14 protein-coding genes are annotated in these 13,960 nt (G+C 44.4%); all 14 read left to right on the top strand.

Features of this window, described 5'->3' with window-relative positions; genetic code table 11:
* Nucleotides 1–15 precede the first annotated feature (15 nt).
* The 14 genes from Electrica_RS26440 (at nt 16) to Electrica_RS26505 (ending at nt 13,759) form a co-directional block, all read left to right on the top strand.
* Complete coding sequence (locus Electrica_RS26440) at nt 16–1,095, top strand: AAA family ATPase (protein ID WP_007372241.1); 1,080 nt, start codon at nt 16–18, stop codon at nt 1,093–1,095.
* A 59-nt stretch (nt 1,096–1,154) separates the two neighbouring features.
* Nucleotides 1,155–2,510: a DUF3150 domain-containing protein gene (locus Electrica_RS26445; protein ID WP_016241580.1), complete on the top strand. Its 1,356-nt coding sequence runs from the start codon at nt 1,155–1,157 to the stop codon at nt 2,508–2,510.
* A 64-nt stretch (nt 2,511–2,574) separates the two neighbouring features.
* Nucleotides 2,575–4,488, top strand: a complete 1,914-nt coding sequence (locus tag Electrica_RS26450) for a VWA domain-containing protein (RefSeq protein ID WP_048242086.1) — start codon at nt 2,575–2,577, stop codon at nt 4,486–4,488.
* Between the two features lie 63 nt (nt 4,489–4,551).
* The gene (locus Electrica_RS26455; RefSeq protein ID WP_016241579.1) at nt 4,552–5,052 is read left to right on the top strand and encodes a hypothetical protein; all 501 of its coding nucleotides are present in this window, start codon (nt 4,552–4,554) and stop codon (nt 5,050–5,052) included.
* 55 nt (nt 5,053–5,107) lie between these two features.
* The gene (locus Electrica_RS26460; RefSeq protein WP_016241578.1) at nt 5,108–5,416 is read left to right on the top strand and encodes a hypothetical protein; all 309 of its coding nucleotides are present in this window, start codon (nt 5,108–5,110) and stop codon (nt 5,414–5,416) included.
* 10 nt (nt 5,417–5,426) lie between these two features.
* On the top strand, nt 5,427–5,654 hold the full coding sequence (locus Electrica_RS26465) for a hypothetical protein (protein WP_016241577.1): 228 nt from the start codon (nt 5,427–5,429) through the stop codon (nt 5,652–5,654).
* Between the two features lie 33 nt (nt 5,655–5,687).
* On the top strand, nt 5,688–5,909 hold the full coding sequence (locus Electrica_RS26470; RefSeq protein ID WP_007372244.1) for a hypothetical protein: 222 nt from the start codon (nt 5,688–5,690) through the stop codon (nt 5,907–5,909).
* A 27-nt stretch (nt 5,910–5,936) separates the two neighbouring features.
* Nucleotides 5,937–6,197, top strand: a complete 261-nt coding sequence (locus tag Electrica_RS26475) for a hypothetical protein (protein ID WP_016241576.1) — start codon at nt 5,937–5,939, stop codon at nt 6,195–6,197.
* A gap of 24 nt (nt 6,198–6,221) precedes the next feature.
* Nucleotides 6,222–6,611, top strand: a complete 390-nt coding sequence (locus Electrica_RS26480; RefSeq protein ID WP_016241575.1) for a hypothetical protein — start codon at nt 6,222–6,224, stop codon at nt 6,609–6,611.
* Between the two features lie 21 nt (nt 6,612–6,632).
* Complete coding sequence (locus Electrica_RS26485) at nt 6,633–7,154, top strand: hypothetical protein (RefSeq protein ID WP_007372245.1); 522 nt, start codon at nt 6,633–6,635, stop codon at nt 7,152–7,154.
* Nucleotides 7,155–7,370: 216 nt separating this feature from the next.
* Nucleotides 7,371–7,709, top strand: a complete 339-nt coding sequence (locus tag Electrica_RS26490) for a hypothetical protein (protein WP_024196083.1) — start codon at nt 7,371–7,373, stop codon at nt 7,707–7,709.
* A complete protein-coding gene (traF, locus tag Electrica_RS26495) occupies nt 7,687–8,787 on the top strand; it encodes a conjugal transfer protein TraF (protein WP_007372246.1) in 1,101 nt (366 codons plus the stop codon). Before Electrica_RS26490 ends, traF begins: the two co-directional genes overlap by 23 nt.
* Complete coding sequence (locus Electrica_RS26500; protein ID WP_009653894.1) at nt 8,784–10,226, top strand: conjugal transfer protein TraH; 1,443 nt, start codon at nt 8,784–8,786, stop codon at nt 10,224–10,226. Before traF ends, Electrica_RS26500 begins: the two co-directional genes overlap by 4 nt.
* 14 nt (nt 10,227–10,240) lie before the next feature.
* Nucleotides 10,241–13,759 (top strand): conjugal transfer protein TraG N-terminal domain-containing protein, encoded by a 3,519-nt coding sequence (locus Electrica_RS26505; RefSeq protein WP_007372249.1) that lies wholly within the window; start codon nt 10,241–10,243, stop codon nt 13,757–13,759.
* The last annotated feature ends 201 nt before the right edge of the window (nt 13,760–13,960 follow it).

The raw sequence follows: 13,960 nt of genomic DNA on the forward strand, positions 1-13,960 counted from the left end.
TTAATGAGGTATATCATGACTACTAATTTCGCAAACCTGTCTGTTGAAATCATGGCGCGCTCTACACCTGTCCACCCTTCTGTATTTGGTATTGTTGTTCCAGATCATCAGATGGATAAAGTTAAACCGTTCCAGGGATTTGACTCAGCCAATCCATTTAGTGCATTCGTGCCTAAACAGAATGACGACTATGTTTTTGAAGCGTATTTGCGTTCATCTGTACTGATGTGGATTAACTATCCACAAAATCAGTCTCTGTGGATCTCTGGCCCAACAGGTTGTGGCAAAACCAGTGTTGTCGAACAAGTAGCAGCAAGACTTAACTGGCCTGTCATGAAAACTACAGCTTCACAAGACCTGGATATTAACAATCTCATTGGCGGTCTCCGGCTTCAGTGTAATGAACTGACCGGTGATACCAAGACTGTTTTTGTTCATGGCCCACTGACGCTGGCGTACAAGTATGGACTGATTTTCCTACTCGATGAGTACGATCAATTAGACCCATCCTGTGCCAATGCCTTTAACGCCATCCTCGAAGGAGGGAATTTAGTTATTCCTGAAACCAACGAGGTAATTAAACAGCACCCGAACTTCAGATTTGTTGCAACGGCTAACTCAATTGGTCAGGGCGATTTTACTGGCGTTTATGGCGGTGTGAAAACATTAAATGTGGCCAACCTTGACCGCTATATGTTTATCACTGCTGACTATATGCCAAAAGAAACCGAGACTAAATTGATTACCAAATATATCCCCGACACCAAAGTCGCGGAGAAATTTGTTGACGTTGCGAATATGATTCGCGGTCTTTTTGTAGGCAAGAATATCACCGGTGAAATTGACACTAGTGTCAATACTAACAGTGCAAAACTCCCGGACGGTGTTCTTCCCGACACTCGTTTATCAGTAACGTGTTCAACTCGTTCGCTGGTGGCCTGGCTTGACCGCTACTCAATGATGAAAGCTGCAAAGATGCCACGTGCATTATTAACAGCTTTCGATTATCAGATTGGTAATCGTGCATCAGCAGATGATAAAAAATCTTTGCATCTCATCGTTGAAGCTGTATTCGGTTCTGAAGCACTTAAATAAAACCCCGCTTGGGGTTTTTTAATTCTTTTTAAATCAATTTTAAATTAATGAGGTATGTCATGACTATCAAATCCAATGCCACTCAGGTTCTGGAACAACTTATTCTCGTTTCTCTTTCTGATATCACCAGTATTAGTGGTCGTCGTAAGCTGAAAAGAGAAGATCTTGGTAACAGTGCTGATTTGCCACCTGATGTACTTGTTTCATTAGGTAGCAAGAAAATCATTGACCCACAACTCATCAATCCATTTACCCGCAAGAAGAATTCAGCTCACGCTTTATGTCTTGAAGCGGGTATTAAATTTATGGGAGGCTATGCAATTCCAGCCGACAAGGTTAATGATTTAATTGGTAAACTGAATGTACTTAAGGGCGAGTTTTACGATTACAAAAAGGAATTTATGAAAGCTGATTTTAATAGCTGGATTAATTCTTTTGAAGAAAAGTATCGCTCTATACTTTTGCGTGATGCTGCGATCGATTTGTCTTATATGGATAGCCAGATACAATTTGGCTTTACTGCGATTCATATCACACCTTATGGTAACAGTGTCATTCAGGATGGTTTAACTGGGCAAGTTAAAAGTTTAGCGGATGAAGTTTATGAGGATGTGGCTGATGTTGTTGAAGGTTTCCTTAAAAACAGGAACCCCGATGCGTTTTCTCAGCACACACTAAATCCTTTACGCCGCTGCGGCGATAAACTCGCTTCCCTAGCTTTCATCGCACCAAGCGTCCAGTCTCTTAGCGACTATGTTAATCAGGTAATGAAAGACATTCCGCTAACCGGCAAAGTGACGGGCAAACCTTATAACGACATTCTCTCTCTCCTCAATAACCTACGCGACCCAATTCATGCAAAACAGTTTGTAGAACTGCTGTCATCAGCCAGTACTACAGATGGTAACGATGCGATTGACCCATCACTTTCAATGAACCTTATTGGAGATGATGATGCCATGACTTTAGCGGCCATTTCGGCAACTCAGGTTCAGGTAGAAACGCTTCCTCCTCCGCATACAGATGCGTTTGCATCTGCTGTGGTAGTAGAAGATCCGATCGGATTGCAAAGCGTTGATTCACTCGCTGAAGCCCCATCTGTTCTGGTAGAAATCAATGGTTCAGCTGATACGTCTTTGGCAATCGAACCGGTTAATACGTCGGCTGATACTGACGTTAACGACTTGTCCGATACCCAGGAGCATGGAATTGTTAATGACGCTGTAATACCGGCGTTTAGTGCGGTTATAGTCGATGATGATTCATTTTTGGGCGGTGATTCGATTGTACCCCGCTCTCTGCCAGACTCAGCTCTTATTTCGGGTTTGGATTCTGAAAAAGTCATTGATGGAAAAGAGCCTGAAATTGTAATTTCGTCTTCACTCGATGATGACGAAACAATAATGGTGTTTTAAAAATAAAAGGCCCACTCCGGGCCTTTTTTCTAATTAATCTATTTAAATTTATTGTGAGGTATATATGGGTATTTATAATTCCCTTCCTATTGTCGCACGTGCATTAAGCTCTCAGATTGGTCTTAATGTTTCTGTTGGCGGCAATGAAGCATATGCTACGGAGACTGGTGCTGGTTTTCTTATTAACCTTCCATTCTTCAAGGACGCTGAAATGTTGGCAAATCCGTTATTAGGGTATGCCGTACATGAAGCAGCACATATCCGTTTCACTGATTTTGGTGATCTTAAGATATTCATTCAAGAGCATATGGAGTCGGATAAATACAACGTTGAGGTACTTAGACACCTGGTCAATCTTTGCGAAGATTTGCGCATTGAACGTGCGATGAGTTGTCGCTATCCAGGTACATTGAAGTATCTCAATTCACTGAATCATTTTTTGTTCAGTGAAGAAGCGGAATCCTGTGATAAAGCTTCATCGGTATTTCTGGATACCCTGCTTACTTGTGGTTTGAACCGCTTCAACGGTTTAACTATCCCAACAAAGCAAGTGCGTGAAGACTTTGAACGCATCTTCGGGCTGGAGCTGTACGACAAAGCTATGACGGTTATGGCTGAAGCAGTACAAGCAACCTCGATTAAAAAGGTGTTTGAAGTTGCATGTCGGTTATATGACCTCGCAGTAGATGCATTTAACGAAACTAATGAGCAAGAAGAACCTCCGCAGGATGATAATCAGGGCGCTGATTATGGTGACAGCAAAGGCGATGACAGTTCGTCAGAGCCGGGCCAGTCATCCGACAGTTCTGACAAAAATGGGGATGTCCAGACTGTAAGTTCAGGCGGTAATGGCGGCTCGCCGTCATCGTCAGCCGGTCAGAATGGGCCTTCTTCAGATCCTGATGGTAATACCGGTGGCGCACCAGATAAAGAACATGGGCAAAACGATAGCGATGATGAAAACGATAACTCATCGTCAACGTCAGCTAATCGTAATACTCCTGCTTCCGACTCTGGTGACAACAAAGCCGGAGCTTCCCAACCGGGCTCAAATGCTTCGGGTGAAGCTTCTGTCGTTAACATGTCCCAGGGCGGTAAAGACCCTTTCGAAGGAACCACATCGAATGACCTTGGCCGTACTGGACAGAACACTTCAGATAAGCTCAATCAGTTAATCAAAGACAAAGTACCCCCGCATCAACGTATCGTTTCACCTACTCCATATTCAGTAGCACCTGCGAAGCGGCACGATACCGGTAATGCATCCGTAAGTTTAGGGGTGCAGATGGCTACCGGGTTACGCCAATCACTTCATGGGTTGTTACAGGGTGTAAGAGCGGTGAGAAGAACACATCGTGAAACTGGTCGTAAGCTTGATTCTCGACTGGTTACCAGTGCCATGCTGGGCAATACGCGTCTTTTTAAACATAAGTCCAAGGCAGTAGATGTCAGTTCTGCTTTTACTATCCTGCTGGACTCTAGCGGGTCAATGAGCCGGTCGGTTAAAGAGGCTGAAGCCGCTGTTGTATCAATGTTGTATGCGCTCGATGGTATTCAGGGGGTAACTACCTCGGCATACCATTTCCCACACGCCGCACATAATAGCGTAGGTCTGTTAAAAGGACGGGAGCAAACTTTACGGACAGCTATAGGAACTCATCAGTTTGGTATTGGTACGCAAGGCTGTACTCCTCTTTGCGAATCGTTATGGCCTGCACTTGCAGACCTGACGTCAGCTAAAGCGGATCGCCATGTATTGGTTATAGCAACTGATGGCCAGCCTGATGATATGGCTTCTGCGCGAGCGATGATACAAAGCGCTAAAGATGATGACATCATCGTTATTGGCATCGGTTTCGGTGATGCCAGTGACCGCATGATGAAAAGTCTTTTTGGTGATACCGGTGTTTCTGTCGGTTCTGTTTCTGCCTTACGTAGCAAACTCTTTGAAGTAACCCGTAAAGCTCTCATGTCTTAATCTGTATTTTAATTTCCGTTTTAGCTTTCTAAATTAATTTAATTTATTTTAAAGGTGATCATTATGTCTGCAACCGCAAAATCTAAAGTGGTTCACGAAAATCAACTCTCATTCATGAGTATTTTCGATGCCACTGAAAGTGAATATGATCTGATATCAGCCGATTCAGAACATAATTATGAACTTCGTTTTTCATCAAAGATGGCTTACGAAATAATTCGGGATAGTATATATATCATGACTGCATACCGTAGTACTGGTGAGCAGCGTGTGGATGAAATCCTCTGGATTTGTTCGGAAGAAAATCAGGAAGACTTATGTTCATTTACGAGTTGCTGCAAAATAGCGGGTCTTGATCCATTCGAAACCCGGATGGAAATCCTGCACGAGTGGTCAAGTGAATTGGCAAAACAAGCAAGACTGATTGCGTGTCATCACTTTACTGCTCCCACTAATATGGAACATGTTGCATCCCAACGTATTGGATACGAAAAATACAGAAAAGCGTTTTATCACACTTATCCTAAAGAGGCTGCGAAGCCGCTTAAGAATAAACCTCTGTAATAATACAAACGCTGACTTCGGTCAGCGTTTTTTTCGTGCCACGCTGGAGACTAACATGAATATTTTAAAACATGACTTCGATAGTTCCTCTGAACTGCTACAAGCGGGTTTATTGCTTAATCAATTGGAGGATCTAATAGGGTTTATTTCCACGAATGAGTTCAGGAAAACCTCAATCAATCAGTTCATTGAGGTTGAGGCATCTGAACTTATGGTTTTTAACCTATGGCATCCGATGTGTCCCGATATCACTGAGGTTCATTTCTTCCGTGATATGGATTCAAATTGGTGGCCATACAAGATTTATGAACTCATGTCTGATATAACCACCCAAACCCAATTCATTCCTCGGGTAAATCAATAAAGGTGACATCATGATTCATTATTGGGTTAAAGTGAGACCCGGTGAAACAGATATCCTCGCACCTCTTCGTCATGGGGTTCTCGCCATAAAATATTTGGATGGAGCGCCATTGCTTTTCCAATGGCCTCCTGAAGAAGGATGGACGTTCGAAACCCTGGATAAAGTACAGCCTTGTGGTGTTGAGTTTGGGGCCGATGCATATATTAATGATGTATGGATTGGTACTACAGAATTTTAATCTTTAAAGACTGAATGTCTGGAGTCTCATTTAATGGATATCCCATGCATTTTGTTTATATCAAATAGTCGGCATTATGTAATTACTGAAGACTCTGTTATCGCTTCATGGCCATCACGTTCTGATAAAGAAAGTGAGATCATTCAGCTTAATGACGGTCGGATTATTACTGCAAACAATGTACGACGATTTAACTTCATCGACATTTCAAAGATCGAAAGCCTGACGGCGATTGATGATGGAATTGTCTTTTAACTATATAGATTAATAACTGGAGTCTGTATGAGTGGCTGCGCGTTGATAGAGTATAACAACCGCACCGCCAGAATACGCGGTGAAGTTGCACAAGGCGATAAGCATTATATTCAGTATGCTCTCGCTCACTGGGCTGTCATTGCAATCAGGATTCGCAATACAGACCATCATTTTACCCGATTGCCGGTTGATGAGTGGATTGAAGGAATTGCAAAACAAGTAAATCCTTCTGAGGCTCGTGAGCAGATATTTAATGCTCTATTGCGGTGTAAGCCGGGTATCTTCTAATTCATTTAATTTATCGAGGTATATATGTTTCATTCTGAAACCGAGGATATCTATGGTTTTGTGTCTGGCGATATGTCATTGCGACCTCATTCAATCGATAGAGATTTGCAGGACTTAAGGTTACTACTCGCCGATATGGATACCATTAATATTCTGAACGAACGAGGGATAGGAACTCAGAAAACCATCTTTCATGTAACACAAAATGAGTCGAAGGCATTAATGCTGGTTACTCGTTTAACTTACTGCCAAGGTGGTGGACGATTTACTCACCCTGAATGTGCTCTTCTTGTTGAACAGATAACTGATCTAGGACGTAAGTTGGGTAATAAACATTTCGATGCGGCGATGAATGAAGCAAAACGCTTTATAGCGAATGAGGCTGACTTCATGAAAGAACAAACTGTCTGGTAGAAAATTTCTAAGGAGTCACTCATGTATACTTCAACTACTGCTAAATCAGATCATATTGATAGCTTTAATAACGCACAAAACCGTATGTTGATGAATTACGAACGTGATGAGTTTGAACAAGCTCCCGCTGCCGTACTTTATGATGCTGTCGGTGCTGTCGTAAACGATGAATCTGATATTGATATAATTTTTCGCCTTATGGATATGGAAGGAGAAATGTTGTTTCTCCGCGCAATGAAAAACCTCGGTTGCCAAGAGAATGTTTTTTATTACGCATCTGAATCTGGTGCGGTGCTGACTGCTAACGATGCAACGTTGCTTGAATTTGCTTATAACCTGGGCAAACATATCAGCAATGAGTTCTTTACGCGTTTCTTGCGTAATTCTCAGTTAGCCCGTGAACTCATCGGTAACATCATTCGTATAGGCAACGATGCCCTTAAATTTCCAGATGACGGCCTGAATACAGTATTTGAATGCTGTGTGATGGAGAATTCATCCTGGAAGAACCAAGGCCATTTTAAAGATAACTTTGGTCTTTAAAGCATCTAATTCTTTTAATTAGCTAACACAGAAAAACCCAGTCTTCGGACTGGGTTTTTTTGTATTTGCTGATTTCAAATCATGTAAACAAAACGGATGCACATGAAAATTACTTTTGATTTTTACAGTCAAAACGTTGCCATTTTTGAACTTGTTATTTTAACCCATATGGCAAACTAATCGTAATGCCGTCCGTATTTCTGATAAGGGAGTTTTATGAAGACACTTAAATGTTCTCATAACAGGGCAATGCTTATGCCAGCACACAAAATCCCTGCGGTATTAGTTAACGACGACCCTAAGAACATAGTTACTGATGAGCTGTTGCGTAAATATGGAACACGCATGACTCTCGATGAGGCTTGCTCCGAAATTGGTGTTAAGTCGGATAGTGTAGCCAAACGTATAGGACAGGTCAGATATAGGCATTATGCATTAACTCGCCAACTTGAAAGTGCAAGGGTCTTTAGTGGAAAAAATAGCTTTTTCTGGACGGAGTCTATCGCAAGAATAATTTCCGAGGGTAATTCCGATGAAATATCAATTTTTAACTAAAATCATTATTCCCCTGCTAGTGGGATTTGCTTTTTCTACCTCAGTTCTTGCGGATGAGGGTAACACCCCAACGTCTCAATCCCCTCAGACCACCAGTGACGACCTCGCTGGTGGTCAGGCATTTCTGAATGGAAAAGAGGAAGGTTGGTTCTGGCGTAAATCGCCACCTGAGCCAGTGAAGAAAAAGCCAGTGAAGTTACCTCCTCCGCCGACTTTACCGCCTCAAGAAACGCCTAAACAGGTTGCTCAAACACCTATGGAGTCGACTCCAGAACCTGCCGCAACTGAAAAGCCCGGCCCGGCTCCGTTCACCGTAGCCTGGTTTAATGAAAACATTCAGAAACTACGCAACCAGGCCATCGACAATCCTACCCAAGAAAACGTTAGGGCATATTTTCTGGCCCAACGCATTATGCTGGATAAAGCCAGCCGCTTTACTGATATGGCTAGGTTGGTTACTTCTACCGACCCCCTCATAGATGAGAATAGCCGCCGCTCAACCTCAACATTTGGGGCAATGGATCAATCGAATGAAGCTGAAAACAATTCGAGAACGGTCATAAAAGACGTAGCGACAAAAGCAGGATTGTTTTTCTTCTTCCGTGGGGAAAACTGCTCCATATGCGTAAAGCAAGCTTCTGTTATGAATACGTTTAGTTTCATGACAGACATGAAGGTCATCCCAATTTCACTTGATGGTAAACCTCTTCCAGGGAATATTTACCCGGACTGGAGGCCTGATTCTGGCCAGGCATCAAAGCTCCAAATATCAAACGCACCTGCGATAGCTCTGGCAATCCCGCCATCTACAACACGCATTGTCTCATTTGGGCCTATCAGTGCAGACCAGTTAATTTCAAGAACAGTCCTTATTGCCCACGATGCAGGGATCATTTCTGACCAGCAATATAAGAGCACCTTGCCATATAACGATACCGGCTATATCGACTCAAACATTCTGAATGACATGCCTAAAGACCTAACTCAACAACCTGATGAGTTTATCAAATATATACAAGCTAAAGCTGGCTACGGTTCGACACCTAACCCAAATGCTAATAACCCGGGGGAAAAATGAAGATTTCGCGCAACTATAATATAAAGAATGTATTCCGTAGAAACATTCTTGCAATTTCTATCTGCCTCTCCGGGTTGACAGCTTTTCAATGCGAGGCCACCAGCATTAGTACTCAGCTAGACAGTATGTTCGGCTCTATGTCGAATGTTACAGCTCCCGGTGATTATCAGAGCGTTACACGTGATGGATATACCGGTGGCGGATTTGTTCTACGTAATAAGCTCCGTACATTGACACCTATTAGTATTAGTCTCCCTTCTGCGTCGGGAGGATGTGGAGGGATAGACCTTTTCGGCGGGTCATTCTCGTTCATCAACGCTGATCAGTTCGTCCAGATGCTACGTAATATTGCTTCTAATGCTGCCGGTCTAGCTTTCCAGTTGGCCCTGAACGCTATGGATGCCGTTCTGGATAATGCTATTTCGAAAATGCAGGCAATCATCCAGCAGATGAACGATCTGACCGCAAATTCGTGTCAGTTAGCGAAGGGGTTGTTAGTCGACACTGCCTCTGCATTTGGTGACAGTGCAAAGGCTGCTGTATCTTCTCAGCTGTCCTCTGATGGCCTCTCAGACCAATTTAAAGCCATGTGGGGCAATATGGGTGGTGGTAAAGCACCCGACGTACAAAAACAAGAGGCAGGGAAAAGAAAGGCATGTGACGATTACGGTAACATTGTGTGGTGTTTGCTCCAGAATGGTAGCTTTAGTAATCAATTCATCGGCTCCGAAGATGAGCAAAAAGAACTTATTATGTCTATGACCGGCACCATCATCGTCGGTAGCCAGTTGGGTACAGATAAAGATGGGTCAGCTAAAAAGAGTGTGGTTAGGATTGCTCCACTCGCAACTTCAAATGTCCTGGATTCTTTTATAAATGGTGATGATAGTTTCGATTTCTGGTCTTGTTCAGGTCAGACTAGTACTTGTGAGAATCCCAAAAAACAGACCAAAATAATTAAAGGTCTCGCTGCCAATATCACACTCTTCTTTATCGATAACGGATATTTGAGCTCGGCCAGAACTGGTTCAAACCCTGGGGATGCTAAATTACGGCAAGCAAACTACTACAACGTAGCTGGTGCTACCAGTAAAGCGACTCAAATTGCACGTCATGATTTAGCCGCATCTTATTCCTATATACGTGAACTATCTCCTGTCATAGCCTATTCAGCTGCTTATAACTACCTCAGCGAAATGCTTACGGCTGCTGCGACCGGCGCACGGCTCCAGCAGGAAAATGATAAATCGGCGTCAGTTTATTATAAGGATGCTGGAGAGCTAATCGAAAAGGCAAGGCAAAATCTGTATGTCTCCTATAACGCCATGATATCCCGTTATGGTGGCGAGGCCCGTATACCTGAATCATTCAGCAACTATATGACAACGCTTCCGCAGGTTCATTATGAATCTGAAGGTTCTCTTGATGGCTCGCTCTAACAAGGTAACTTAATATGAGTGAATGGAACGTATATACTGTTGGCAACATTGAATTTATTTATAATATATTCAATTCCGTTGCCATGTTATTGAATGATGGCACTTACGGATCCTTGTTTAGGATTTCAGCACTCATTGGTGTAATTTGTGTCGTGCTTGCTGCTGCTATATCAGCCGGGAAATCATTATCCCTTTCTCATATGTGTGTGGCCGTCGTGATGTATTACCTGTTTTTCAGTGTATCGATGCGCACCAACATTGAAGATGTTACAACGGGTAAGTTTCGTGCTGTTGATAATGTACCAGCGGGATTAGCCGTTGCCGCATCTGTACTGTCTACTGTTGGGTATGCAACTACCGAGAAGATGGAGCAGGCATTTTCTGTCCCAAGCATGACTGAGTATGGGTCTCTGGATCCCCTTTTCACTCTGGCCACTTTATACGACACATTGAAAACGCCAATGCGCTGGACGGGTCAAACTGGTGCTTACGGTGATCTGGACGCAAGCGTTTCAAACTATGTGAAGAACTGCGTAGGCAACGATATTATTCGTGGGTCTAAAACCTTTGCTTCAATGTATCGCTCTAATCAAGGTGTATCAGGGCTAGCCTCGAACGATTCCTTCCAGCGGGTTGTTATTTACGACAATGTACGTAGCGGCTGGTCTACCAGTACTGAAGAATCTTCAAATGGGGGCTCACTTTATACCTGTTCTGACGCGTACACGAAACTTAAAGGACTCGCTACCCAGAACGCTTCTAGCCTGGACTCAGCTTTTGCCAGCTCTTATACCGCATCCGGGCGCACTTGCGGTGGTGCGCCATGCTCAGGTTCAGGAAAAGCCCAGGAAGTACTGAATTTCTTCAACATAAGTGGCACTGATATTCGTGATTTCCAATTGATGTTGGTCATGTACCCTCATTTCAGGGAACTGCCAATGTACGGACTCGAAAGCTCATTTCGTGGTACTGCTGCTGTAACTCGCGCCCAAACCATGACTCAACAGGCATTCCAATGGTCTTCTTCTGGTTCATCATTCTTGAGCTGGATGGGTTCATTTATGCCGATTTTCCAGGGAATAATATACGCACTCGCACCATTTATGGCCTTCCTTTTCGGTCTGGGTATTATGGGTTTGCGACTGGTGATGAAGTACTTCCTCGTTATCATCTGGACATGGACTTGGCTTCCCCTCGCAGCGGTCGTCAACATGTATGTGTTAAACAGTATCCGTGATACGTCAAGCCAAATTCTTGTCAGTTCGGGTTCTGGCGGACTTAGCTTTGCTCAGCTTTATCAGCTCCTGTTTGAGACTCAAAAAAGTATAGGTCTTGCTGGTAATTTATACGCGATGATCCCGGCCCTGGGTGGATTCATTGTCTGGGGCAGTTCTGTTGCCTTTAACTCTCTTGCAAGCTCAGCAGCAGCACCTTCAGCTGCCGATACTAAAACTCTCGCACCTGATGTCACCAACGCTCCTGCGATAAACAGTCGTGGTTCCGATGTTGAATTTAACCCAACACAAGGAACTATCATGGGTGGGTCTTCTGGCACTCTCCCTGCCATTGACATGAAAAAGGTCGCTACTCACAACCTGTCCAGCGCTAAGCAAGAACTAGATTCAGCATCCAGTTCCTTGACTGCCCAATCTGGAGCAATGATTAGCCAGGTGGCCAGTAACATGAATTCTGGTGGACATTCGCAAGTTTATAGTGACGCTTCCAATGCAGCATTTGCCAGCCTGAGCAGCTCAGATCGTGCCCTTGTCAGTTCTGTGGCTAAAGAACAAGGTATTTCTGATATGCAGGCGCTTGTCTCTATCGCCAAAGGTGATGTGAGTGTCGGTGGCGGTGCGGGAAGTTCAAGTGCTGGTGTTGGTGTTAAAGGTGGAATGTCACGTTCAGAGGCAGAAAGCAGTGGCCTGAGTAATGACAACAGTGCTAAGTACGGTTCTACAGACAGCGCCTCGTCGCACAAAATAGACAGTGCGACCCAGTCACGCATCGTCAATACCGCAGCAAGTGCGATGTACCAGTCCTTATCGCAAGAAGGTGAGAGTTCTCAATCGACTCGTTCTTTTGCTGAGGCAAATCAAAGAATGCAGTCCGCACAAAAGAACTTCCAGGAAGCAAACTCCTTCGTTTCAAGTACCTCAATGGGCCAGACAATGAATGCTGCGCAACTTGCTACAGCCATTGGTCGTAATCATGATGCACAAGCAACATTGACTCAAACCCTCGCGGCGCACCCGGAACTGTCCAGCAAAATCGCCGGTGATGCAGCGAGCCTGACCTCTTTAGGTATGACTCACGAAGACGCGCATACCTTTGCTCAATTCAAAGCAGCCAGTGAACTTGGTGTTGCCGGTGCAGTAGCTGCCAAAGCCGGGTTCATTAACGCTGATTCCAGCCCAGTACTGACGACAACTGCATCTGAGCAATACCGTGGCGTGAGTGGTGGAGCTGAAAGCGCTGGTGGCCGCGCAGTTGCTGGTGCAGCGGACGTTGGCAACTCCGTTAATGCAGTAACAGGCCGATCTTACGGAGCGCTTGGTGAAGCACATGCGTCATCGTCTGATGGTTATGGGCAAGGCCAGGTTAATACTGTCGGGGGACAGAATAGCGGTGCAGTTGAGCAAATTCACAAGGGAAATGAGGGTGAAGTCATGACGAAAGCGGGTAACACCGCCGCAAATGATTTCGAAAACAACCACTATAATCTTGGCGGTATTACTGGCGATTTTAATAAACTCGTTTCTCATGTCAGTAATGCGTTCAAAGAAAGCCCGGTATATGAACAGGTACATGATCAGGCCAGAACCATCGCTGGGGAAATTCCGCTTGGTGGAGATGCAAACCGCGAAGCGGCGCGAGATTCTATTGTGAACTACTACGCCATGACTAAAGCTGGAGCGTCTGAGCAACAACTTTCCCAGGCCCGCAGTGACATGATGGCACGTATTCAACTCGCGACGGGTGGTGAAAATGACAATGGAACGGTTATGGGCGGAAATACTGCTCTTGCCCGTGGTATTGCAGCCCGTATTGATAATGCCGGTTTAGACCGTTCAGCCAATGATGGCTCCATTATTCAACAGGCTACTACTGCACTGAATACCGATCGCCAAACCCACGAATACAACACCGGTGGCATGGCCAACAACCTTGGAGGGATGCATCAGGCATCAAATGGAGGTTCTGCTGTGGGTGATGGCGTCCCTTACGCGATGGGAACCCACAACCAGGGATACGGCGAGGCTGAGACAATGACCGTTAATGCCCAAGGTGCTGAAGGTCATAATGGTTTAAACCAGAACTCAAACTATGGTGGGTCTGAGACAACAAACATTAATACCCAAGGCGCTGGTGGTCATAGTGATTCAAATAACGGAGGTACAATGTTCAGTGATCCGCCACCTGCACGTGCAACCCAGTCGCATCAGGAGTATGTACCTGTGCATCCACGTAATAAAGAGAACAATGGAGGTCATAGTGGTGGAAATGACGACATGATAATTTCATCGAGTAAGTGATTCGCAATAAAGCCCTGCAATCTTGCAGGGCTCTTATGTGGTCACGAACATGTATACGACAGGAAGGCTCAGTAAAGAATAGAGCAGAATATAAAACTCCCACATACGCTCACATTTGCTCTTGAACGTTCTGCCATTTTTTCCACGTCCCCTCTTACCATTTCCACCACCATAATCTGAATCGCTTGGCCCCGATAATGG

Origin of the sequence: Klebsiella electrica (assembly GCF_006711645.1) — a bacterium.
Taxonomy (GTDB): Bacteria; Pseudomonadota; Gammaproteobacteria; order Enterobacterales; family Enterobacteriaceae; genus Klebsiella; species Klebsiella electrica.